The organism is Cupriavidus sp. Agwp_2, from assembly GCF_040784895.1.
Taxonomy (GTDB): Bacteria; Pseudomonadota; Gammaproteobacteria; order Burkholderiales; family Burkholderiaceae; genus Cupriavidus.
Genome location: NZ_CP088084.1, coordinates 1,193,373 through 1,216,701 on the forward strand (window position 1 = coordinate 1,193,373; position 23,329 = coordinate 1,216,701).

Genomic DNA, 23,329 nt, shown 5'->3' on the forward strand with positions numbered 1-23,329 from the left:
CAGGAGACGCCATGAAACCGAGTCGATCCTGGCTGCCACTGCTGGCCTTGCTCACGCTGCTGCTGGGGCTCCTGGCGGCATTGCCGCTGCCGGTGCGCGCGCAGCAGCAACAGCAACAAGGGTTGGTCGATGCCATGCGCGGGAACACGCCTATCGGCAACGAATCGAAGGCCCCGATCATGTACCCGACCGAGAACAAGGACATCCGCCGCAACCGCAACTACACCATGCAGCCGCCGACGATCCCGCACAAGATCGACGGCTACCAGGTCGACAAGGATTTCAACCGCTGCATGTTCTGCCACGCGCGCACCCGCACCGAAGAAACCCAGGCGATCCCGGTCAGCATCACGCATTACATGGACCGCGACAACAACGTGCTGGCCGATGTGTCGCCGCGCCGCTATTTCTGCACGCAATGCCACGTGCCGCAGGCGGACGCCAAGCCGCTGGTGGGCAATACCTTCATCGATGTCGAGCAGATGCTCAAGCGCAAGCCCGGCGCCAAAGGAGCGGCCGACACCAAGGGAGCGGCCAAATAGCAGCGCCCGGCCCCGACAACAACCTCATTGCGGATGCGCGCCATGCTCGACCTGCTCAAGCGCTACTGGCGGACCATCAACCGGCCCAGCGCGTATTTCAGCCTGGGCTTCCTGACGCTGGGCGGCTTTATTGCCGGCCTGGTGTTCTGGGGCGCGTTCAACACCGCGCTGGAACTGACCAACACCGAGCAGTTCTGCACCGGCTGCCACGAGATGCGCGACAACGTCTATCAGGAACTGCAGGGCACCATTCACTTCACCAACCGCAGCGGCGTGCGCGCCAAATGCTCGGACTGCCACGTGCCGCACAACTGGACCGACAAGATGGCGCGCAAGATGCAGGCGTCCAAGGAGGTCTGGGCCAAGATTTTCGGCACCGTCGACACGCGCGAGAAATTCCAGGCGCACCGGCTCACGCTGGCGCAGCACGAATGGGCCCGCTTCAAGGCCAACGATTCGCTGGAATGCCGTAACTGCCATGACTACCAGTCAATGGACTTCACGCGGCAGAGCCCGCGCGCGCAGGCCATGCACTCGACCTACCTGGCCAACAAGGAAAAGACCTGCATCGACTGCCACAAGGGTATCGCGCACCACCTACCGGACGTATCCAAGGCCGAGGAGAAATGACGCGTGCCGCAACCCGTTGCCCGGCCCGGTTGGATCCCGCCCGCGCTGAGCGGTGAAGGGCTGGGCCTGTCGCGCGCCGGCCGCCCGGTGCTGCGCGGCCTCGACCTGTCGCTGTCGCCGGGCAGCCTGCTGCAGGTACTGGGCGCCAACGGCAGCGGCAAGACCAGCCTGCTGCGCGTGCTGTGCGGCCTGGCCATGCCGGACGAAGGCACGCTGCACTGGCACGGACGGCCGCTGCGCACGGGCGACCCCGCCTACCTGCAGGCGCTGGCCTATGTCGGCCATGCCAATGGCATCGACCCGGACCTGAGTCCAACGGAAAACCTGCGCTTTGCCGCGCGCATGGCCGGCGCCGATGATGCGGGCGCGGTCGACCGTGCCCTCGCAGCGCAGGCGCTGGAGCGCGTCGCGCACACACCAGTGCGCGCGCTGTCGCAGGGCCAGCGCCGGCGCGTGGCGCTGGCGCGCTTGTCGCTGGCGCGGCGCGCGCTGTGGCTGCTTGACGAACCGGTGGCGGCGCTGGATGCCGACGCCTGCGCGCGCTTCGACGCGCAGCTCGACGCGCACCTGGCAACGGGCGGCATGGCGGTGATCGCCACCCACCAGTTGCTCGGCGCCGGCGGCGCGGTGCTGCGGCTGGAGGCGCCGGCATGACCCGCACCCTCGCCGCCATCGTCGCGCACGACGTGTCGCTGTCCTGGCGCCGGCGCGGCAGCCTGCTCGGCAGCGTGGTGTTCTTTGTCATCGCGGCCAGCCTGTTCCCGCTGGCGATCGGCCCCGAGCCGCAGCAGCTGCGCGCGCTGGCGCCCGGCATCCTGTGGGTCACGGCGCTGCTGGCGTCGATGCTGTCGCTGTCGCGGCTGTTCGCGCAGGAGCATGCGGATGGCAGCCTTGACCAGCTGCTGCTGTCGCCGCATCCGCTGGCGCTGCTGGTGCTGGCCAAGATTGCCGCGCACTGGCTGACCAGCGGCCTGCCGCTGTTGCTGCTGACGCCATTGCTGTCGCAGCAGTACGGGCTGCCGTGGAGCGCGTCGCTGCTGCTGTCGGCCTCGCTGCTGGTCGGCACGCCGGCGCTGAGCCTGATCGGCGCGGTGGGCGCCGCGCTGACGCTGGGCGTGCGCGGCGGCGCGGTGCTGCTGTGCATCCTGGTGCTGCCGCTGTGCGTGCCCGTGCTGGTATTCGGCGCCAGCGCCGCGGCGGCCGCCGATGCCGGGCTCGACGTCGTGCCGCAGTTCTCTCTGCTGGGCGCGTGCCTGGCACTGTCGCTGTTCCTGTGCCCGCTGGCCACCGCCGCCGGGCTGCGCATCGCCATGGAGACGCCGGCATGAGCCAGCCGCTGCCTTCGCTGCACTCGGCCGAGGCGCCGCACCCGCGTAGCGGCGGCCGCTGGATGGCTTTTGCCGCGCCAGTGCGCTTCTATCCGCTGGCGGGACGCATGGTGCCCTGGTTCTTCGCCGCGGCGGCGGTGTTCGCTCTGGCCGGCCTGTGGGTCGGCTTTGCCGTGGCGCCCACCGATGCGCAGCAGGGCGAGGTCTACCGCATCATTTTCATCCACGTGCCGGCGGCATGGATGTCGATGTTCATCTACCTGGTCATGGCGGGCTACTGCGCGCTGGCGCTGGTGCTGCGCACGCGGCTGTCGTCGATGATGGCATCGGCACTGGCGCCCACCGGGGCGCTGTTCACGGCGCTGGCGCTGTGGACCGGCGCGCTGTGGGGCCAGCCGACCTGGGGCACGTGGTGGGTCTGGGATGCGCGGCTTACCTCCGAACTGCTGTTGCTGTTCCTGTACCTGGGCTTTATCGCGCTGGAATCCGCCATCGACGAGCCGCGCCGCGCCGAGCGCGCCTGCGCGGTGCTGGCGCTGGTGGGCGTAGCCAACATCCCGGTGATCTACTTCTCGGTGCAGTGGTGGAACACGCTGCACCAGGGCGCTTCTGTCAGCCTGACCGCGGCGCCGTCGATGGCGGCCACGATGCTGGCCGGCATGCTGCTGATGACGCTGGCATGCTGGATGTACACCATCGCCGTCGCGCTGGTGCGCGTGCGCTGCATCCTGCGCGAGCGCGGCGAGGCGCCAGTCAACGGAGAGACATCATGAGCCTGTCGTCGCTGTTGCCGAATGTGCTGCAATACGGGCACCACGGCATCTTCATCGCCGGCGCGTTCGGCATGAGCGCGCTGATGCTGGCGCTGGAACTGGTGCTGCTGGCGCGCCGCAGCCGCGCCACAGCGCAACAGGCCGGCACGCGCCGATGACGCCGCGCCAGCGCCGTTTCGGCATGCTCGCCGCGGCCCTGGCCTGTGGCGGCATCGCGCTGGCGCTGGTGCTCAATGCCTTTCGCTCCAACCTGGTGTTTTTCTTCAGCCCGAGCCAGGTGGCCGCGCAGGAGGCGCCGGTGGCGCGCAGCTTCCGGCTCGGCGGACTGGTCGAACCCGGCTCGATCCGGCGCGAAGGCGACGGCATGACCGTGCGCTTCGTCGTCACCGACACCGCGCGGCAGGTGCCGGTGCGCTACCGCGGCCTGCTGCCCGACCTGTTCCGCGAGGGCAAGGGCGTGGTCGCGCGCGGTAAGCTGGAAGCCGACGGCACCTTCGTCGCCAGCGAGGTGCTGGCCAAGCACGACGAGAACTACATGCCGCCCGAAGCCGCCGATGCGCTGAAGCAGGCTGAACAGGTGAACCGCCGCATGGCCGGGGCGCCGGCGCAGGGAGCGCGCCAATGATTGCCGAGCTGGGACATTTCGCGCTGATCGTCGCGTTGCTGGTCGCGCTGGTGCAGGCAGTGGTGCCGCTTGCCGGCGCGGCGCGCGGCAGGCTGGCGTGGATGGCAGTGGCACGGCCGGCGGCGCGCGTGCAATGCGCGCTGGTTGCAGCGTCGTTCGCGGCGCTGACATGGAGCTTCGTCGCCAACGACTTCAGCGTGCGCTATGTCGCCGCCAACGCCAACAGCGCGCTGCCGCTGGCCTACCGCATGGCAGCGGTATGGGGCGGGCATGAAGGCTCGATGCTGCTGTGGACGCTGATGCTGGCGCTGTGGTCGCTGGCGGTGGCGCACTACAGCCGCCAGCTGCCGCTGGCCGCGGTGGCTCGCGTGCTGGGCGTGATGGGCGCGATCAGCGCGGGCTTCCTGCTGTTCCTGCTGTTTGCCTCCAACCCCTTCGTGCGGCTGCTGCCGCCGGCAATGGCCGGGCGCGACCTCAATCCGCTGCTGCAGGACCCGGGCATGGTATTCCACCCGCCGCTGCTCTACATGGGCTATGTCGGCTTCTCGGTGACCTTTGCCTTTGCCGTGGCGGCGCTGCTGGCCGGGCGCGTCGATGCCGCCTGGGCGCGCTGGTCGCGGCCGTGGACCACGGTGGCGTGGGCGTTCCTGACGCTGGGCATCATGCTGGGCAGCGCGTGGGCGTACTACGAACTGGGCTGGGGCGGCTGGTGGTTCTGGGACCCGGTCGAGAACGCCTCGTTCATGCCATGGCTGGCCGGCACCGCGCTGATGCATTCGCTGGCGGTCACGGAGAAACGCGGGGCGTTCCGCGCGTGGACCGTGCTGCTCGCCATCTTCACGTTCTCGCTGAGCCTGCTCGGTACCTTCCTGGTCCGCTCCGGCGTGCTGACCTCGGTCCACGCGTTCGCGGTCGATCCGAAGCGCGGCGTCTTCATCCTGGCCCTGCTCGGCCTCGTCACCGGCATCGCGCTGGCGCTGTACGCATGGCGCGCGCCGCGCTTGTCGCGGCGTGTCGAGTTTGCCGCGATCTCGCGTGAATCGCTGCTGCTGGCCAATAACGTGCTGCTGGCGGTGGCGGCGGCAACGGTGCTGCTCGGCACGCTCTACCCGCTGCTGGTCGATGTGCTGGGGCTGGGCAAGATCTCGGTCGGCCCCGCTTACTTCGAGCAGGTGTTCGTGCCGCTGATGGCACCCGCGGTGCTGCTGATGGGCGCGGCGCCGCTGGCGCGCTGGCGCCATGGCGGCCTGCCCGACATGGCGCGGCGGCTGCGCTGGGCCGGCATTGCCAGCGTGGCCATCGGCCTGGGGCTGTTGCTGGTGCTGCGCAACGCCTCCGCCATGACCGGGCTGGGGCTGCTGCTGGCGGCGTGGTGCGTGCTGAGCGCGGTGGCGAGCCTGGCGGCACGGCTGCGCCACCAGCAGGGACGCCGGCTCGTTGCGCTGCGCCAGCTCGCGCCCAGCTACTGGGGCATGCTGCTCGCGCACGCCGGCGTCGGCATCTTCATCGCAGGCGTGACGCTGGTCACCGGGCAGGAAAGCCTGCGCGAACTGCCGATGCGCGCGGGCGATACCGTCAGCGTCGGCGGCTACGACTTCCGCTTCGCCGGCGTGAGGCAGGCCGCCGGCCCCAACTACGACGCGCTGCGCGGCACGCTGACCGCATCGCGTGACGGCAAGCGCGTGGCGGTGCTCCATCCCGAACGGCGCATCTACCGCAGCCAGGACATGCCGACCACCGAAGCTGCGATCGACAGCGGCCTGACGCGCGACCTGTACGTGGCGCTGGGCGAGAACGTGGCCAACGGCGTCGACGGCAGCGCCTGGGCCGTGCGCATCCACGTCAAGCCCTTTGTCGACTGGATCTGGGCTGGCTGCGTGCTGATGGCGCTGGGTGGCGTGCTGGCGGCGTGTGACAAGCGCTACCGGCTGCGCCGCCTCGCCGCGGCCGAAGCCGCTCCTGCGCCTGCGAATGCCCCTGCCGCGCCCGCACTGGCCTCCACGCGCGAGGAGACGCCGGCATGACGCGCTTCCTGCTGCCGCTCGCCGCCTTCCTCGCGCTGGCCGTCGCGCTGGCCGCGGGCCTGCGCCACGATCCGCGCGAGCTGCCCTCGCCGCTGGTCGGCAAGGCCGCGCCAGCCTTCACGCTGCCGCTGCTGGAGCCGGAAGGCCGCACGCTGGCGTCCGCCGACATGCGCGGCAAGGTGTGGCTGCTGAACGTGTGGGCGTCGTGGTGCGCGGCTTGCCGCACCGAGCACCCGGTGCTGGTCGACTTCGCCGCGCGCGCGCCGGTGCCCCTGTACGGCCTGAACTACAAGGACGAGGCCGGCGCCGCGCGCGACTGGCTGCAGCGGCTGGGCAATCCCTACACGGCATCGCTGGTCGATGCCGACGGGCGCGTGGGCATCGACTACGGCGTCTATGGCGTGCCCGAAACCTTTGTCATCGACCAGCAGGGCGTGGTGCGCTACCGCCAGGTCGGCCCGGTCACGCGCGAGGTGCTGGAGCAGAAGCTGATCCCGCTGATCGAGCGCCTGCAGCGGCAGGGAGGCAGCCATGCGTAGGCTACGGACAGCGCTAGCACTGTGGCTATGCTGCCTGTCGCTGCAGGCGACCGCAGCTCCGACCGAGGCAGAGCTCGATGCGCGCGTGCATGCGCTCTCCAACGAACTGCGCTGCCTGGTGTGCCAGAACCAGACGCTGGCCGATTCCAATGCCGACCTGGCCGTCGACCTGCGCCGCCAGATCCGCGAGCAACTGCGCGGCGGCGCCAGCGACCAGGCGGTCAAGGATTACCTGGCGCAACGCTATGGCGACTTCGTGCTGTACAAGCCGCCGCTGCGGCCGCTGACGTGGCTGTTGTGGTTTGGCCCGCTGCTTCTGGTTGCCGGTGTTGCCTGGGCGATCGTGCGCGCCCGCGCGAGGCATGGCGGCACGGACACTCCACTCGACGGCGGCGCACGGCGCGACCTGGAAAGCCTGCTCAACGACGCCGCCGATCCTGCCGCCCCCCGACAACCATGACGACCTTCTGGCTGCTCGCCGCCGCAATGATCACCACCGCCATGGCCGGGCTGCTGTGGCCGCTGCTGCGCCGCCACGCCCCCGCCGATCCCGCCATGCCGGAGCGCACGCTGCTGGTCGACCTGTACCGCGACCAGCTGCGCGAACTCGACGCCGACCTGCGTGTCGGTACGCTGAGCGCGGCCCGGCACGCGGAAGCCCGCGACGAACTCGGCCGCCGGCTGCTGGACGAGACCGCCGACACCGCCACCGGCACGCGCCGGGCCGGCACCTCGCCGCTGCTCGCCGCCACGCTGCTGGCGGCGTTGCCCAGCGCCGCCATCCTGCTCTACCTGCACCTGGGCAACCCGGTCGCGCTCTGGCGCGCCGACGACATGCCGCAAGCGACCGGCAGCCAGCACCAGCTCAGCGGCGCGCAGGTCGAAGGCATGGTCAACCAGCTGGCCCAGCGGCTGCGCGAAGCCCCGGCCGATCCCGAAGGCTGGGCCATGCTGGCGCGATCCTACGCTGTGCTGGAGCGGTATGCCGACGCCGCCGCGGCCTACGCCCGCGCCGTGGAGCTGGCGCCCGACGTGGCCTCGCTGCGCTCCGATTACGCCGATGTGCTGGCCAGTCTCAGCAATGGCTCACTGCAAGGTCTGCCAATGGCGGAGATCAGCCGGGCACTGGCGCTGGATCCGGATGACCCCAAGGCGCTGGCACTGGCGGCCAGCGCGGCGGTGGAACGTGGCGACACGGCAGCGGCGATCGGCTATTGGGAACACCTGTACCGGCTGCTGCCGCCGGACTCGCAGACCGCGGCACGCGTTGCCGCCAACCTTGCCGCGGCGCGCGGCACGTCCATCGCGCAGCCGGCGAGGATTACCGGCATGGTCACGCTCAGTGAAAAGGCGGGGCGCACGCCGCAGCCGGGCGACACCCTCTTCGTCTACGCCCTTCCTGTCGATGGCTCGCGCCTGCCGCTGGCGGTGCTGCGCCGGCAGGCGCGCGACCTGCCGCTGACGTTCACGCTGGACGACGCAATGGCGATGCGGCCCGACCGCAAGCTGTCGGGACACACGCAGGTAGTGGTGGAAGCGCGCCTTTCCGCGAGCGGCAATGCCATGCCGCAGTCGGGCGACCTGGTCGGGCGCAGCGGCCCGCTCGCGGTCGGCAGCGAAGGCGTGCGGATCGCGATCGACGCTGCCGTGCCGTAGCGCTCAGGCGGCCAGTGTCGCCCTCAGGTTGGCCAGCATGTCCGCGACCATTTCCTTCAGTCCGTACTGCGCCTTCCAGCCCCAGTCCGCGCGCGCCACCGAATCGTCGATCGAATCCGGCCAGCCTTGCGCGATCGCCTGGCGGTAGTCGGGCTCGTAGCGGATCTCGAAGCCGGGCACGTGCTCGCGGATCGCCGCGGCGATCTGCGCGGGCGTGAAGGTGGTGCCGGCGATGTTGTAGCTGCCGCGCTCGCCCAGCCGTTCGGCCGGCGCCTCCATCAGCTCGATGGTGGCGCGCAGCGCGTCGGGCATGTACATCATCGGCAGGGCCTCGTCTTCCTTCAGGAAGCAGGTGTAAGGCTCGCCCTTCACGGCTGCATGGAAGATGTCGACCGCATAGTCCGTGGTGCCGCCGCCCGGCGGCGTCTTGTGCGAGATCAGCCCCGGATAGCGCACGCTGCGCACGTCGACGCCATGGTTGGCGTGGTACCAGCGGCACCAGCCCTCGCCCGCCTGCTTGGAAATGCCATAGACGGTGGTCGGCTCCATCACGGTCTTCTGCGGCGTATCCACCGACGGCGTGGTCGGGCCGAACGCCGCGATCGAGCTGGGCCAGAACACGCGCTCCAGCCCGGTCTGCCGCGCCAGCTCCAGCACGTTGAGCAGGCTGGTCATGTTCAGGTTCCAGGCCCACTGCGGCGCTTTCTCGCCAGTGGCAGACAGCGCCGCCGCCAGCAGGTAGACCTGCGTGATCCCATGGCGCTCGACCACGGTGGCCAGATCGCCGCGGTCGGTGGCGTTGAGCATCTCGTGCGTGATGTGCACGTGGCGGCCGGTCGGCACCACATCGGAGGTGATGACGTTGGTGCGGCCGTAGCGTTCGGCCAGCGCCAGTGCCAGTTCCGAGCCGATCTGGCCGTTGGCGCCGACGATCAGGATTCTGGGAGTGCCGTCGGCCATCAGATCAGCCCCAGCTCGCGGCCGGCCTGGCCGAACGCATCCAGCGCCGCCTGCAGCGCGGCCTCGTCATGCAGCGCGCTCATCTGCACGCGGATGCGGGCCTGCCCTTTGGGCACCACCGGGTAGAAGAAGCCCACCACGTACACCCCCAGTTCCAGCAGCCGCTGCGCGAGCTGCTGCGCCTTGTCGGCGTCGTAGACCATGATCGGGATGATCGGGTGTTCGCCGGCCTTGACGTCGAAGCCCAGCTTGTCCAGGCCCGCGCGGAAAAACCTCGTGTTGCGTTCCAGCCGGTCGCGCAACTCGGTGCTGGCTTCGAGGATATCGAGCACCGCGACCGATGCCCCGACGATCGCCGGCGCCACCGTATTGGAGAACAGGTACGGGCGCGAGCGCTGGCGCAGCAGCGCCACCACTTCCTTGCGCGCGCTGGTAAAGCCGCCGGAAGCGCCGCCCAGCGCCTTGCCCAGCGTGCCGGTGATGATGTCGATCTTGCCGAACACACCGCGCAGCTCATGCGTGCCGCGCCCGCGCGCTCCGAGGAAGCCCGTCGCATGGCATTCGTCGATGCCCAGCAGCGCGCCGTACTCGTCGCAGATCGCGCGCATCTCGTCCAGCCGCGCGATGGTGCCGTCCATCGAGAACACGCCGTCGGAAAACACCAGCATGAAACGCGCGCCGTCCGCGCGCGCCTGCGCCAGCTGCACGCGCAGATCGTCGAGATCGTTGTGCTGGTAGCGGTAGCGGCGCGCCTTGCTCAGGCGGATGCCGTCGATGATCGACGCATGGTTGAGCGCATCGCTGATGACCGCGTCCTCGGCGCCCAGCAGCGTCTCGAACAGCCCGCCGTTGGCATCGAACGCGGAGCCGTAGAGGATGGTGTCTTCGGTGCCCAGGAACGCCGACAGCCGCGCTTCCAGCGTCTTGTGCAGGTCCTGCGTACCGCAGATAAAGCGCACGGAGCTCAGGCCGAAGCCATGCGTGCGCAGCGCCTCGTGCGCGGCCTCGATCACCTGCGGGTGCGACGACAGTCCAAGGTAGTTGTTTGCGCACAAATTGATCACCTCGCGGCCATCGGTGGTGCGCACCCGCGCGCCCTGCGGCGTGGCGATCACGCGCTCCTGCTTGAACAGCCCGGCCTCGCGGATCGTGTCGAGTTCGGTGCGGATGGATGCGTAGAATGCCTCGGCATTCGACATGGCTGGCTCCCGGTGGTGTGCAGTGGTGTGCTGGGGATGTGCTGTGGTGTGCTACGATTCGATCGATAAATCGAACACGTTCTTTATATCGAACGTTTTGCGCAATATAACGAACATCCATCCATGACGCAAGCCCCGCTCCAGGCCCCGCAGGCCGAGGGTCCGCCGGCCGTCGGCCTGGCGCTGCAGGCCTTGCGCCAGCAGCAGCGCCTGTCGCTCGACGAGCTGTCGCGCCGCGCCGGCGTATCCAAGTCGATGCTGTCGCAGATCGAACGCAACCTGGCCAACCCCACCGTAGCGGTGCTGTGGCGCCTGGCCAATGCGCTCGGCGTGAGCCTGACCGATTTCCTCGCCGGCGGCGCCGCGGAGCGCCCCGGGGGCGGCATCACCGTGGTCCAGCCGCACGCGATCCCGTCGCTGAAAAGCCCCGATACCCGCTGCGACCTGCGCATCCTGGGCCCGATCGATCTGGCCGGGCGCTTCGAGTGGTATGAGCTGACCATCCAGGCCGGCGGCGTGCTGGCCTCCGAGCCGCACGAGGCCGGCACGCAGGAACACCTGACGGTATTGGGCGGGTCGATGACGGTGCGCGCCGGCGCCGACGAGAAGAAGTTGCGGCACGGCGAGACCGCGCGCTATGCGGCTGATGTCGCACATGCGATCTCCAATGGCGGCAAGACCACTGCCACCGCACTACTGGTTGTAGTGCATCCGGGGTAAGGCGGGCAAGGGAGGCCGCGCCTCCACTCCTCTACTCCTCTACTCCTCTACTCCTCCCGCCTGGCCGGCCAGCGTTGTTCAGCGGGCGCCGAACAAGCGCTTCACACGCTCCCACAGCACGCCGAAGAACATTGCCACCGGGTTCAGGCGCACGGCCTGATTGCGTTCGGCGTCGGATAGCGTCGGGTCCATCCTGCGTGCCACCGACTTGCCGAAGTCGGCGATCATCCGCCGCACGAAGTCGCGCACCAGCCCCGAGCGCGAGAACTGGGCCAGCGGCCCTTGCAGCGAATACTGCAGGTCGACCGCGACTTCGGTCTCGGCGGCGGCCAAGGCCTTGAGCTGGTAGGCAATATCGCCCGCGGCCTTGGAGTTGCTGAGAGAGTCCTGTCCCGCACCCTTCAGCACGCCGCGCTTGTTCGCGTCGTCGCGCTGCAGGCGCGCGGCGCCTTCGAACCTTGCCGACATGGGGCCGAACTTGATGGCGATATGGCCCTTGACCTTTTCCCCGGCCACTTCAGTCAGCACGGCGCCAGGCAGGCATCCCGCCACGGCCGGCAGGTCCGCCATGAAGGCCCATACCTGGTCCAACGCATAAGGCACGGTGAAGCCGCCCTCGATGCGCGACCAGCCCTTGCGGTCGGCCGAGCGTTCCGGCTCGGCGCTGCCGGCCGCCGCGAGGTGCGGCTGCGTGCCAAGCGCCTCGTCCGCGACCGTGAAGCTTGCGAACGGCTCGGTGGCTGTGGCAGCACCGGCATGCCGTGCAATCACGCCGGCGGCCGCGCGGCGCGCGTCCAGCACCGAACGGATGGCGGCGACGATGCCCATATAGCCGGTGCAGCGGCACAGGTTGCCCGACAGTTCATGGCGGATGGTGGCCTCGTCTGCGTAGGGCAGGCGCAGCACGATATCGCGCGCGGTGGCCAGCATCCCCGGCGTGCAGAAGCCGCATTGCAGCGCGTGATGCCGGTTAAAGGCGACGCGCAGGTCGGCCATGACCGCGTCGTCCTCGTAGCCCTCCACCGTGACGATGTCGGCGCCCTGGCAGGCGGCGGCAAAGGTGATGCACGAGCGCACCGGCTTGTCGTCGACCAGCACGGTGCAGGCGCCGCACACGCCGTGCTCGCAGCCAAGGTGAGTGCCGGTCAGGCGATGCGTATCGCGCAGGTAGTCGCCCAGGTGCGTCCGGTCCGCGCACGCGCCGGATACCAGGCGGCCGTTGACGGTGAATTCGATGGTCTGCACGGCGCTCCTCAGTTCAGCAGTTGCGTGACGCAGCGCATCACGACGGTTCGGTACAGCTTGCGGTCGATGGCGTCCTTGCCCGGCGCGGCCTGGGCGACAGCTTCGGCGACGGCATCGGCCGTCAGCGCGGCGGCGCCCTGCGCCGCGACGGCGCGGGTCAGGCCGGGCAGCACCATCGGCGGGCCGTCCAGCGCGCCGAGCACGATGCGGGCGAAGCGGCGGCTCGCGTCGAAGTACGCGGCGCAGCTGGCTTCGGCGAATTCGCCGGTCTTGCGGCACAGCTTGTGGTAGCCCCAGCGGCTGTGCGCGGTGTGCGGCGGCACCCGCACCGCGGCGATCAGCTCGCCGTCGGCCAGCACCGTGGTGTAGGCGCCGAGCATGAACGACTCCATCGGTACTTCGCGCATGCCGGCCGCGGAGGCGATCTCGATACGCGCACCCAGCGCGGTCATCGCCACGACCCAGTCGGCAGCCGGATCGGCATGTGCAAGGCTGCCGCCGACGGTGCCGCGGTTGCGGATCGCCCGATAGGCGATGCCGCCGGCAACTCCCTGCAGCATGGTGCCGCGCAGCGCTTCGAACACGCCGTCCTCGATCTGCGCGTGGGTCACGCAGGCGCCGATGCGGATGCCGTCGGCGGTCGCGGTCACTTCGCGCAATTCACGCAGCGCCGACACATCGACCACCGTATCGGGCCGGGTCAGGCGCAGGTTCAGCATGGGCCCGAGCGATTGCCCGCCGCCCATGGCCTTGGAAATGTCGGTGCCCGCGCCCAGGCGGGACAGCGCCTCCGGCAGCGAGCCGGGCGCATGGTAGGAGAATGCAACAGCTTTCATCGGTCAGGCTGCCTTCCGTTTATGCGCATCGGCCTCGGCCGTCTCCAGCGCTTCCAGGATCTTGCGCGGCGTCAGCGGCGTCTCTTTCAGCTCTACGCCGAAATCGCGCAACGCGTCGTTGACGGCATTGAAGATGGCCGCCGGCGGCGCGATCGCCCCGCCCTCGCCCATGCCCTTGGCGCCAAACTCCGTATGCGGCGACGGCGTCTCGAAATGGTGGATGCGGATCGACGGGATCTCGGTCGGACCCGGCAGCATGTAGTCCGCCAGCGTCGAAGCCAGCGGCTGGCCGTTGCCGTCGTAGTGCATGGCTTCGAACATCGCGGTGCCGATGCCCTGCGCCACGCCGCCGTAGGTCTGCCCTTCCACCACCATCGGGTTGATCATGGTGCCGCAGTCCTCTACCACCACGTAGTCGAGGATCTCGACGTGGCCGGAATCGATATCGACTTCCACCGCCACCGCATGCGTGGCGTAGGTAAAGCTGCCGGTATCGACGGCGGGCTTGAAGCCCATCGTGACTTCCAGCCCCTGCGCATCGACGTCCGGGGGCAGCAGATGCGGGTTGATGTACCAGGCGTTGGCGATGCGCGCGATATCGGCGGTACCCCCCTCCCCCGCCTCCCCCGCCGGCACGGCGCCAGCACGGAACGCCACGGCGTCCTGCGGCTGGCCGAGCATGTGCGCGCCGATCTTCAGCAGGCGGGGCAACAGCGCCTTGCACGCGCGCGACACCGCGCCGCCCGACATCACCAGCGAGCGCGACGCATACGTGCCCGTCGAGAACGGCGTCAGGCCGGTATCACCATGCACCACCTTGATCCGCGCGATATCGATGCCGAGGATCTCGTTGGCGATCTGCGCAAAGGTGGTCTCCATGCCCTGCCCGTGCGAATGCACGCCGACCCGCACTTCCAGCCCGCCGTCCGGCGTGATCCGCACTGTCGCCGAATCGAAGCCGGGGATCACCGGCGTGCCCCACGCGGCGAACACCGATGTACCGTGCGCCGATTGCTCGGTGTACGTACCGAAGCCCACGCCGACATAGGTGCTTCCCTGCGGCCCCGCCTGCTGGCGCGCGCGGATCGCGGGCAGGTCAATCATTTCCATGGCCTTGCGTACGCTGGCGGGATAGTCGCCACCGTCGAAGTGCTTGTTGGTGACGTTGACATAGGGCATGGCCTCCGGGGGCACCAGGTTTTCGCAGCGCACTTCCCAGGGTTCGCGCCCGACTTTGCGGGCAATGGCGTCGATCATCAGTTCCATCGCAAAGCAGACGCCGGTACGCGCCACGCCCCGATACGGCACGAAGCCCGGCTTGTTCGTCGCCACGCAAGCGGTTTCGCAGCGGTAGCCGTCAAAGGCGTACGGCCCCGGCAGGTTGCCGATCGCCTGCCCCGGCTCCAGCCCGATGGTGAATGGCCACACCGAGTAGGCGCCGCCATCGATCACGATCTTTGCATCCAGCGCCAGCAGGCGGCCGCGCGCATCGGCATAAGCGGTCAGGTCGTAGTGATGCTCGCGCGAGTTCGCGCCGGCGGTCAGGTGCTCGCGGCGGTCCTCGATAAAGCGGAACGGGCGCTTGTAGGTCAGCGCCAGCCAGGCGATGCACAGTTCTTCCTGCTGCAGCACGCACTTGTAGCCGAAGGCGCCGCCCACGTCCGGCGAGATCACCCGCACGCGCTCTTGCTCAAGCCCCAGGCAGTGCGCCAGGATCGTGCGGATCATGTGCGGCACCTGCGTCGCGCTGTAGACCACCAGCTGGTCGAACTGGTGGTCCCAGTAGGCCAGCACCGCCTTGCCTTCCATCGGCACCATGCACTGGCGCGCCAGGTCGATCTTGCGGCGCACCACGACCGTGGCCTCGCGCTGGCGCGCCTCGAAGTTCTTGTCGGCGGTCAGCGTCAGGAAGGTGTTGTCGCGCCAGTGCTCATGCACACGCACCTCGCCGGCAAGCTGGCGGGCCTGGGTCACGTCGGCCAGCGCGGGCAGTTCGTCGAACGACACGGCAACCTGCTCGGCGATGTCCTCGGCTTCCGCCCGCGTGGGCGCGAACGCCATCGCCACCGGTTCGCCGACGAAGCGCACCTTGCCGCTGGCCAGCGGCGGCTGCGCCGAGGGCTGGTAGGACGGGAAGGCCGAATCGGCGACGATGTCGCTGGCGGCCGTCATGTCTTCGCGCACAATCACCGCGGTGGCGTGCCCGGACGGCTTGGTCACCGACAGCAGCCGGGCGTGCGCGACCGGGCTGCGCAGGAACGCTACTTCCTGCAGGTCCGGCATGGCAATGTCCGCGACGAAGCGGCCCTTGCCATGCAGGTGCCGCGCGTCCTCCTTGCGCGCCACGCGGGCGCCGACCCCCTGGCCGCGCGAGCTTTCCGGGTGATCCGGTTCCATCGACGATGTCATTGCCCTGTCCGTTCCGATGATAAGCGTGGTTTATTCAGCATACTGACCAAAATCCTATGAAAATGCCGCCGCCACTGTCAATTGCGGCTTTACCGCATCCCGGCCCTTCAGGCGCCTATTCCCGCACGCCGATGGCGGCAAGCCCCTCCGCCCGCGTGGCGACGGTTGCGTACTTCTGCGCCATGTCGAACAGGTTGGCCTCATGCGGCCCCAGCGCGCGGTCGCCCACGCAGTCGGACAGCACCAGCGGGCGGAAGCCGTACTGCATCGCATCGACCACGCTGGCCCGCACGCAGCCGCTGGTGACGGCGCCGGCCACCACCAGCGTGCGCACACCGCGCTGCGTCAGCCAGGCCGCCAGCGACGTGCCGAAGAACGCAGATGGCACGGTCTTGCGCACCACCAGCTCGCCCGGGTGTGGCGCCAGTTCTTCCACGATGGCGCTGTTGAAAGCGTGCTCCTTCAGCGTCAGCATGTTCGGCACCTTCATCGAGAAGACGTTGTGGTCGGCCCCGTCATCGGCGTACACGATGCGGCTGTGCGCGATCGGCCAGCCTTCGCGCCGCGCCACCGCGAGCAGCGGCACGGTGTTGGCGATGGCGTCGCGGATATTGCCGCCGCCGAACACCGCCGGATCGGCAAAGCCGTTGACGAAGTCCACGATCAGCAGCCCGAAGGGGCCGGCCAGCTCCAGCGCATTGCCGAAGCCCTGGCGCTGGTACGCGCCGATTTCCTTGTGCGTCACGACTTGTCCTCCGGATAGCGGAAACCGTCGGTCACCTTGCCTGCGGTCACCATGTCGACGCCGTCGAGGCGCACGGTGCAGCGGCGCACCGGGATGTCGATATGGCAGGCCGTGGTGCGATGGCCGCCGGCCTCGTTGTTGGGGCCGAGCGAAAACAGGAAATTGCCCTCGAATGCGCGCGCATCCATGCCGATGGTGGCCTCGCGGTCGTACAGGCCCAGCGTCGACCAGTGCGCGCGCGGCTGCAGCCCCCAGCCGATATGCGAGATCGCATACGCTTCCGGATCGTTGAATGACGCCATGTATTCGCTCAGCAGTTCGGCATCGAGTCCGCCTTCGATGCGCGTCGCAAAGCCCGCTTCCACCGTCAGGCGGATCGGCTCGGTGACGTAGGTCTTCTGTGGCAGCAGGATGTCGCCCTTGTCCAGCACGATGGTACCGCTTGCAGCGCCTTCGTTCGGCCAGGTCAGTGCGAAGCCGCTGGGCCAGTGGTCCCAGCGCCCGGGCTCGTCGACAAAGCCATACTCGCTGATCGCAGGGAATTCGCCCAGCGGGCAGCGCAGGTCGGTGCCGGCGGGCGAGACGACGTGCATTTCCCTTGAGCTTGCCAGCCGCTGCGAGGCCGCCTTCACGCGTTCGCGATCGGCCTCGCAGGGCACCATGCGCGCCAGCACCTCGGGCGGCTCGACGGCCAGCAGGATTTTGGTCCCGCCCTGCAGGATCTCGTGCTGCTCGGGCGAGAACAGCAGCGTCATCAGGTCCAGCACCAGGTCGCTCGCCTTCAGCGCGGCGATGGCGGCCGGGTTGCCGGTCAGCGGCGTGGTACCGAGGTAGGCGAGCGCATCGCGGCTCAGCGCCTTTTCGCCGTTGACGGGCGGCAGGTCGAGCCGGTTGACGATCGCGCCCATCGACTGCGTGGCGGTGAGCGCGGTGGACAGCGTCTGCGGGTGGGTGGCGGCACTGGTCAGGATGGTGACGGTCTGGCCCGGCGCCAGCCGGGACAGCCGCAGCACCTTGCACCAGGCCTCGATCATCTGGTGGTCACTTACTGGCATGTCGGCTCCTTGCTCGCAGGTTGCGCCAGCGATTGCGCCAGCGGCGCACCGAGGAAATCCCCCAGCGCCGCGTAAAAGCCCGCTTCGTCATCCCACGGGATCATGTGGCCGGCATTGGCGACGTGGCTGACCAGCACGCCGGGCAGCAGCGTGCGGATTTCCGCGACGTCTTCAGGCTTCACCACGTCGCCACGGCCGGCAGTCACCAGCAGCGTTGGCACCCTGACCTTCGGCATGTCGGCGTGGATATCGTCGCGGTGGAAATCCTCGAAGCTGCGCACCACCGCGTCTTCATTGCAGGTGTGCAGCCATTCGGCGCGCAGGCGCAGCTGCTCGTCGGTCCAGGTCGGGCAGAAGCGGCGCATGCCTTCCAGGTCGGTACCGTCCCGGGACAGCCGGATCGAATCGACATACCACGGCAGTTGCGCCGGATACGGGCGACGCCCGGGCCCCGAGACGGGCGGATCGACCATTACCAGCCGCGCCAGCCCCCCCGGCCGCCCCGCCGCGGCACGCAGGCCGATCCGTGCGCCCATCGAATGGCCGACCACGCTGTAGCGCTGCAGGCCCAGTGCTTCCGCAAAGGCCACGACGTCGCGCGCCTGTGCATCGAGGCCGTAGTCGAGTTCCGGCTCCGCCGACGACAGCCCGCGGCCGCGCACGTCGAGGATGTAGGTGTCTAAGCACGTGCCGAGGCGTTCGCCGACAAAGCCCCAGGTGACCGCTGGGCTGGTGATGCCTGGCACGATAATGACAGCGTCGCGCGCCGCACGCTCGTCCACATTGCCGCCGTAGCGCAAGTAATGCTGGCGGATGCCATTGGCGTAGACGTGGCCCCCATACAGGAAGGTGCTCATGGCCGCTCCTCAGTAGGCACCGGACAGCAGCGCGCCCGCGCCGGGGACCACGGGCTCCAGATCCAGCGCCTTGAGCATCGCGTAGGTGGTAGCAATGGCGGCGGTGAGCACCGGCTTGCCAGTCATCGCCTCGACCTTGGCCACCGCCGGCAGCGACGGCATCTGCACGCAGGCCGACAGCACGATCACATCCACGTCCCTTGTGTTCATCTGCGCGACGATGCCGGGCAGGCGCGCGGGATCGTGGCGGCCGACTTCCAGGTTGTCGGGGATTTCCAGCGCGCGGTAGTCCACGACTTCATAGCCCTCGTTGCGGATGTAGTCCACGACCAGTTCGGTCAGCGGCTTCATGTAGGGCGCGACCACCGCAATGCGCTTTGCGCCCATCACCTTGAGCGCATCCACCAGTGCGCCGGCACTGGTGATGACCGGCGCGTCGCCGCCGTTGGCCGTGGTGTGCGCCTTCAGGCGCTGTTCGGACTGCCGGTGGTAGCCGTGGCCCATTGCCATGATCGCGACCAGGCAGGCATAGCCGAGCACGTCGACGCGGGCATCGCTGAGCTCCACCGCGCAGCGGTCGGACTCGGCATCCATCGCCGCCAGCTCTTCCTTGACAACCCTTTTCATCCGCATGCGGCTCGAATGGAAAGTGAAGCGTTCCGGGCGGATCTGCTGGCGCGCCATCAGCATGGCGGGGATTTCGGTTTCCATCGTCGTGTTAGAGCTGGGGACGATCTGGCCGATACGAAAGGCTTTTTGCATGGGGGTTCCCGGTTTGTGCGATCAGAGCTTGAGCAGGCGTTGCGCGTTGCCATGGCAGACCAGCGCGCGCGTGGTGTCGTCGAGCGGCGCACTGTCGATGAACTGCGCGGCGACTTCAGTGGATTCATAGGGATAGTCGACCGAGAACATCACCGCCTCCGGTCCCAGCTCGGCGATGGCGCCCATCAGCGCGCCGTGCGAGCACACGCCCGAGGTGGTGATGACGATATTGGTGCCGATGTACTCGGAAGGCGCGCGCTCCAGCTTGACGCCGTGCGAATAGACCGCGAAGCGGCTGTCGAAGCGCCAGCGCTGGTACGGCAGGCCCTCGCCCATATGGCCGAGGATCAGCTTCAGCCGCGGGAAGCGGTCGAATACGCCGCTGAACAGCAGGCGCAGCGCGTGCGATGCGGTTTCCACGCCCCACCCCCACGCCGCGCCGGCGAGCTCCGGATGGCCGGCGAGCACCTGCGGCGACACGAAGGCATCGGTCGGATGCAGGTACATCGGCACATCCAGCGCCTGCATGCGTTCCCAGAACGCGTCATACGCAGGGTCGTCGTAGTAGCGACCATGCGTATGGCCGTTTACCAGCGAGCCCTTGAAGCCGAGTTGCAGCACGGTGCGCTCCAGTTCTGCGGCGGCCTGCACGGGATCCTGCATCGGCAGCGCGGCAAAGCCGGCATAGCGCGTCGGATGACGGGCGATCTGCGCCGCCAGGAAGTCATTGCTCTCTCGCGCCCGCGCCAGCGCCAGGCCGGCGTCTGGTTCGCCCTGCACGCCGGGTCCGGTTTGCGACAGCACGGTGATGTCGATGCCGCAGCGGTCCATCTCGGCCAGGCGCTCTTCGTCGAAATCGGCAAGGCGGCGACCGAGCTCGGCGAACACCGCCGGGTCGATATGCTGCGTGAACCCTTTGGAATAAGCCTGGAAGCCGGGGGTCATGAAATGCTCTTCCAGGGCGATCTTCTTCACGTAGGTCATGCTGGTGGGGGCTCCTGATGGGTTGAATCGCGTCGTGCCGAGCTTGTCTCGCGTGCGCAAACGCGTGGTCTTGTTAATTACTCAGTACACTGATTAGTTTCGGATTCTAGTCAGCGGAAATTCAAAAGTCCAGACGCCGCGCGGAGGGTTAACACCTATAACGATGGCCGGGGACGCTCAGTACACTGATTTCAGATGCTCAGTATGCTGACAATATGAAATAGCCGTTTAAATCGGGCTTTCCAGCGCCGTCGCAAGACACCATGTGGCGCTGGCATTGGCCCGCATTTTGCTCAGCATACTGCGTTTCTCATCAGCATACTGACTGATGCACCGGCAGGATGCGGCGCTGCACAGTGGCGGGTCATCAACGACCCGCACTACCGGCGCCGGCACCACCGGGAAGCAGACAAACAACAGAGACAACGGCCTGACCAAGAGGACCCCCGCCATGACGATCAGCCTGACCCGCGCGGAGACGCGCGCCCCAACCTCCGGCATGACTGCCGAAGAACGCAAGGTCATCCTTGCCTCATCCTTCGGCGCCCTGATGGAGTGGTATGACTTCTACATCTACGCGGCGCTGGCGGTGTACTTCGGCGCACTGTTCTTTCCGCCGGGCAATGAAACCGCCGCCTTCCTGGCCAGCCTGGCCACCTTTGGCGCCGGCTTCCTGATCCGCCCCGTGGGGGCGCTGCTGTTCGGGCGCCTGGGCGACCTGATCGGGCGCAAGTACACCTTCCTGGTCACCATCCTGCTGATGGGGGTGGCCACGGTGGGCGTGGGCGTGCTGCCGACGTACGAGCAGATCGGCATCACCGCCACGGTGCTGCTGGTCCTGCTGCGGCTGCTGCAGGGCCTGGCGCTTGGCGGCGAAGTGGGCGGCGCAGTCACGTACGTCGCCGAGCACTCGCCGGCCAGCAAGCGCGGCCTCTACACCAGCTCGCTGCAGACCACCGCCACGCTGGGGCTGCTGGCCTCGCTGTTCGTGGTCTACCTGCTCAAGACCTTCCTGACCGAAGCGGAATTCCGTGCATGGGGCTGGCGCATCCCGTTCATCGTGTCGCTGGTCATGCTGGTGATCTCGGTCTACATCCGCGGCAAGCTGCATGAATCACCGGTGTTCGCGCGCATGAAGGCGGGCAATGCCACCTCGAAGTCCCCCATCCGCGAGAGCTTCACCCAGTGGAAAAACCTGAAGTCGGTGCTGCTGCTGTTCGTGGTGGCAGCCGGACTCGGCGCGATCTTCGGCACTGGCCACTTCTACAGCATGTTCTTCCTGAACAAGACGCTGCACGTGCCGATCGAAACCGTACACAAGCTGATCGCGGTCGCACTGGTCGTGGCCACGCCGTGCTACCTGTTCTTCGGCTGGCTGTCGGACCGCATCGGCCGCAAGTACATCATGATGGCGGCTTGCCTGCTGGCTGCGCTTTGCACCCAGCCGGTATTCAAGGGACTGACCCACTACGCCAATCCCGCGCTGGAGCAGTTCCAGCGGCAAGGCACGGTGCAGGTGACCGCCGGCGACTGCAAGGCGCGCCTGTTCGGCGAACCGGTGTCGGCCTGCGACAAGATCCGCGGCTACCTGACCGACCTGGGCGTGGGCTACACCTTCGTGCCGGCCAGCGACCCGGCACAGGCGGAAGTGCGGATCGGCGATCGTACCCTGCAGGGCTTCGACCGCGCAGCCATCAAGGGCGCACTGCTCGCGGCCGGCTGGCCCGAGCATGCCGATCCCGCCAGGATGAATACGCCGATGGTGTTCGTGCTGCTGCTGGTGCCGATCCTGTTCCTGGCCATGGTGTATGGCCCGATGGCCGCCTTCATGGTCGAGCTGTTCCCGGCCAGGGTGCGCTACACCTCGCTGTCGCTGCCTTTCCATCTTGGTGCCGGATGGGTTGGCGGCATGCTGTCGTTCGTGGTCACGGCGATGAACGTGTCCAGCGGCGACTTGTACTTTGGCCTGTGGTATCCGGTGGTCATCGCCGGACTCGCCTTCGTCATCGGCATGGTGTTCGTGCCAGAGACGCGCGGACGCGACCTGTCCACCTGAGCGCTGCACCCCGGCGCACTTTCAGGGCGGAGAAATCCGCCCTTTTCCTGAGCATAACTTCAGCATACTGATTTGTTTCCCGAGCGAGCGCAGCGATGGCGTCCGCGTCGGGCGAATGCAGCCATCGCCAACTTCCATCCCTTCGCGCAGACAACCTGGAGCCCCCATGTCCTCCTCTCGCATCCTCCGCACCCTTGCCGCGTCGTCCGCCCTGCTCGGCCTGGCGCAGGCCACTCCCGCCCTGGCCGACGCCAGCGGCGTGAAGATCGGCGTCATCACCGATATGTCCGGCTCCTATGCCGACCTGTCCGGCAAGGGCTCGGTCGTCGCCGCCCAGATGGCCGTCGAGGAGTTCGGCGGCAAGGCGCTGGGCAAGCCCGTCACGGTGCTGTCCGCTGACCACCAGAACAAGGCCGATATCGCGTCGTCGCTGGCGCGCCGCTGGTTCGATACCGACGGCGTCGACATGGTGATCGACTTCCCCAACTCGTCGACCGCGCTGGCGGTGCAGGAAGTCGCGCGCCAGAAGCAGAAGATCGATATCGTTTCCACCGGCGGCGCCATGGCGCTGACCAACCAGAACTGCTCGCCGACCGGCTTCCACTGGGCGTGGGACACCTACTCGGTGTCGTATCCGCTGGTCCGGCGCCTGATCGACCAGGGCCGCAACAGCTGGTACTACATCACCGTGGACTACGCCTTTGGCCAGTCGCTGGAAGCCGACTTCCGCAAGGCGGTCGATGCCGGCGGCGGCAAGAACGTAGGCAGCACGCGCCATCCGCTCAATGCCAGCGACTTCAGCAGCCCGGTGGTCGCGGCCTCGGCCTCCAGGGCCAAGGTGGTGGTGCTGGCCAATGCCGGCAACGACATGATCAATGGCGTCAAGGCGGCCGGCGAGTTCGGGCTGATCAAGGCGGGCCAGACCGTCATCACGCCGTCGACCTTCATCACCGATCTCAAGAGCCTGGGGCTGCCCGCCGCGCAGGGCCTGACCTATGTCGATCCGTTCAGGCTCGACCTCGACGCGCAGTCGAAGGACTTCGTCGAGCGCTACTACAAGCGCCACAAGGCGTATCCCACGCACGGGCAGATCGGCGTTTATTCGGGCGTGCTGCACTACCTGAAGGCCGTGGAAGCCGCCAAGACTGTCGAGGGCCCGGCGGTGGCGGACAAGATGCGCGCCCTGCCCGTCAACGACGCCTTTGTGCGCAATGGCAAGGTCCGTATCGATGGCCGCATGGTGCACGACATGTACCTGGCCCAGGCCAAGACGCCGGCGGAATCGAAAGGCCCGTGGGACCTGGTCAAGTACATCGGCACGATCCCCGGCGACGAGGCCTTCCGTCCCCTCTCCGCCAGCGAATGCCAGCTGGTCAAGAAGTGA

Annotated in this window: 24 protein-coding genes; 14 read left to right on the forward strand and 10 right to left on the reverse strand. The window is 68.2% G+C overall.

What is annotated here, in order from left to right:
* The first annotated feature begins 11 nt into the window (after positions 1-11).
* Genes LPA45_RS23195 through ccmI form a run of 11 tightly spaced genes read left to right on the forward strand, consistent with a single transcriptional unit; the run spans position 12 to position 8,117 of the window.
* Positions 12-542, forward strand: coding sequence for a nitrate reductase cytochrome c-type subunit (locus LPA45_RS23195; protein WP_317923577.1), 531 nt, complete (start codon positions 12-14; stop codon positions 540-542).
* 42 nt (positions 543-584) lie between these two features.
* The gene (locus LPA45_RS23200) at positions 585-1,172 is read left to right on the forward strand and encodes a cytochrome c3 family protein (protein WP_116319902.1); all 588 of its coding nucleotides are present in this window, start codon (positions 585-587) and stop codon (positions 1,170-1,172) included.
* Positions 1,173-1,175: 3 nt separating this feature from the next.
* A complete protein-coding gene (ccmA, locus tag LPA45_RS23205; RefSeq protein ID WP_376790676.1) occupies positions 1,176-1,826 on the forward strand; it encodes a cytochrome c biogenesis heme-transporting ATPase CcmA in 651 nt (216 codons plus the stop codon).
* A complete protein-coding gene (gene ccmB / locus LPA45_RS23210) occupies positions 1,823-2,500 on the forward strand; it encodes a heme exporter protein CcmB (RefSeq protein WP_317923574.1) in 678 nt (225 codons plus the stop codon). Before ccmA ends, ccmB begins: the two co-directional genes overlap by 4 nt.
* Entirely contained in the window at positions 2,497-3,273 is a 777-nt protein-coding gene (gene ccmC / locus LPA45_RS23215) for a heme ABC transporter permease CcmC (protein ID WP_116319840.1), read from the forward strand. The genes ccmB and ccmC overlap by 4 nt, the downstream gene beginning before the upstream one ends.
* Positions 3,270-3,431, forward strand: a complete 162-nt coding sequence (ccmD, locus tag LPA45_RS23220; protein ID WP_317923572.1) for a heme exporter protein CcmD — start codon at positions 3,270-3,272, stop codon at positions 3,429-3,431. The genes ccmC and ccmD overlap by 4 nt, the downstream gene beginning before the upstream one ends.
* On the forward strand, positions 3,428-3,898 hold the full coding sequence (gene ccmE, locus LPA45_RS23225; RefSeq protein WP_116319842.1) for a cytochrome c maturation protein CcmE: 471 nt from the start codon (positions 3,428-3,430) through the stop codon (positions 3,896-3,898). The genes ccmD and ccmE overlap by 4 nt, the downstream gene beginning before the upstream one ends.
* The gene (locus tag LPA45_RS23230; RefSeq protein ID WP_317923570.1) at positions 3,895-5,922 is read left to right on the forward strand and encodes a heme lyase CcmF/NrfE family subunit; all 2,028 of its coding nucleotides are present in this window, start codon (positions 3,895-3,897) and stop codon (positions 5,920-5,922) included. Before ccmE ends, LPA45_RS23230 begins: the two co-directional genes overlap by 4 nt.
* Positions 5,919-6,461 (forward strand): DsbE family thiol:disulfide interchange protein, encoded by a 543-nt coding sequence (locus LPA45_RS23235; RefSeq protein WP_317923569.1) that lies wholly within the window; start codon positions 5,919-5,921, stop codon positions 6,459-6,461. Before LPA45_RS23230 ends, LPA45_RS23235 begins: the two co-directional genes overlap by 4 nt.
* Entirely contained in the window at positions 6,454-6,921 is a 468-nt protein-coding gene (locus LPA45_RS23240) for a cytochrome c-type biogenesis protein (protein WP_116319845.1), read from the forward strand. Before LPA45_RS23235 ends, LPA45_RS23240 begins: the two co-directional genes overlap by 8 nt.
* Positions 6,918-8,117 (forward strand): c-type cytochrome biogenesis protein CcmI, encoded by a 1,200-nt coding sequence (gene ccmI, locus LPA45_RS23245; protein WP_317925961.1) that lies wholly within the window; start codon positions 6,918-6,920, stop codon positions 8,115-8,117. The genes LPA45_RS23240 and ccmI overlap by 4 nt, the downstream gene beginning before the upstream one ends.
* A 3-nt stretch (positions 8,118-8,120) precedes the next feature.
* On the opposite strand, the gene LPA45_RS23250 is transcribed toward ccmI, so the two are convergent.
* Entirely contained in the window at positions 8,121-9,077 is a 957-nt protein-coding gene (locus LPA45_RS23250; protein ID WP_116319847.1) for an L-threonine 3-dehydrogenase, read from the reverse strand.
* Positions 9,077-10,276, reverse strand: coding sequence for a glycine C-acetyltransferase (gene kbl, locus LPA45_RS23255; protein ID WP_116319848.1), 1,200 nt, complete (start codon positions 10,274-10,276; stop codon positions 9,077-9,079). Before kbl ends, LPA45_RS23250 begins: the two co-directional genes overlap by 1 nt.
* A gap of 123 nt (positions 10,277-10,399) precedes the next feature.
* On the opposite strand from kbl, the gene LPA45_RS23260 reads away from it, so the two are divergent.
* Positions 10,400-10,996 (forward strand): helix-turn-helix domain-containing protein, encoded by a 597-nt coding sequence (locus LPA45_RS23260; protein WP_116319849.1) that lies wholly within the window; start codon positions 10,400-10,402, stop codon positions 10,994-10,996.
* Between the two features lie 78 nt (positions 10,997-11,074).
* On the opposite strand, the gene LPA45_RS23265 is transcribed toward LPA45_RS23260, so the two are convergent.
* The 8 genes from LPA45_RS23265 to LPA45_RS23300 form a co-directional block, all read right to left on the reverse strand.
* Positions 11,075-12,241 (reverse strand): 2Fe-2S iron-sulfur cluster-binding protein, encoded by a 1,167-nt coding sequence (locus LPA45_RS23265; RefSeq protein WP_116319850.1) that lies wholly within the window; start codon positions 12,239-12,241, stop codon positions 11,075-11,077.
* Between the two features lie 8 nt (positions 12,242-12,249).
* Complete coding sequence (locus tag LPA45_RS23270) at positions 12,250-13,077, reverse strand: xanthine dehydrogenase family protein subunit M (RefSeq protein ID WP_317925967.1); 828 nt, start codon at positions 13,075-13,077, stop codon at positions 12,250-12,252.
* A 3-nt stretch (positions 13,078-13,080) separates the two neighbouring features.
* Positions 13,081-15,474: a xanthine dehydrogenase family protein molybdopterin-binding subunit gene (locus LPA45_RS23275; RefSeq protein WP_376790694.1), complete on the reverse strand. Its 2,394-nt coding sequence runs from the start codon at positions 15,472-15,474 to the stop codon at positions 13,081-13,083.
* Between the two features lie 127 nt (positions 15,475-15,601).
* Positions 15,602-16,231 (reverse strand): N-carbamoylsarcosine amidohydrolase, encoded by a 630-nt coding sequence (locus tag LPA45_RS23280; RefSeq protein ID WP_317920025.1) that lies wholly within the window; start codon positions 16,229-16,231, stop codon positions 15,602-15,604.
* Positions 16,228-17,286 carry a 2,5-dihydroxypyridine 5,6-dioxygenase gene (locus LPA45_RS23285; RefSeq protein WP_317920024.1) on the reverse strand — a complete coding sequence of 353 codons (1,059 nt, stop codon included), beginning with the start codon at positions 17,284-17,286 and terminating at the stop codon, positions 16,228-16,230. The genes LPA45_RS23280 and LPA45_RS23285 overlap by 4 nt, the downstream gene beginning before the upstream one ends.
* Positions 17,277-18,143 (reverse strand): alpha/beta fold hydrolase, encoded by an 867-nt coding sequence (locus LPA45_RS23290; RefSeq protein WP_317920023.1) that lies wholly within the window; start codon positions 18,141-18,143, stop codon positions 17,277-17,279. The genes LPA45_RS23285 and LPA45_RS23290 overlap by 10 nt, the downstream gene beginning before the upstream one ends.
* Positions 18,144-18,152: 9 nt before the next feature.
* A complete protein-coding gene (locus LPA45_RS23295; RefSeq protein WP_317920022.1) occupies positions 18,153-18,905 on the reverse strand; it encodes an Asp/Glu racemase in 753 nt (250 codons plus the stop codon).
* Positions 18,906-18,926: 21 nt separating this feature from the next.
* Positions 18,927-19,889 (reverse strand): amidohydrolase family protein, encoded by a 963-nt coding sequence (locus tag LPA45_RS23300; protein WP_317920021.1) that lies wholly within the window; start codon positions 19,887-19,889, stop codon positions 18,927-18,929.
* 451 nt (positions 19,890-20,340) lie between these two features.
* On the opposite strand from LPA45_RS23300, the gene LPA45_RS23305 reads away from it, so the two are divergent.
* Both LPA45_RS23305 and LPA45_RS23310 read left to right on the forward strand, forming a co-directional pair.
* Positions 20,341-21,945, forward strand: coding sequence for an MFS transporter (locus tag LPA45_RS23305; protein ID WP_317920020.1), 1,605 nt, complete (start codon positions 20,341-20,343; stop codon positions 21,943-21,945).
* A gap of 166 nt (positions 21,946-22,111) precedes the next feature.
* On the forward strand, positions 22,112-23,329 hold the full coding sequence (locus tag LPA45_RS23310; protein WP_317920019.1) for an ABC transporter substrate-binding protein: 1,218 nt from the start codon (positions 22,112-22,114) through the stop codon (positions 23,327-23,329).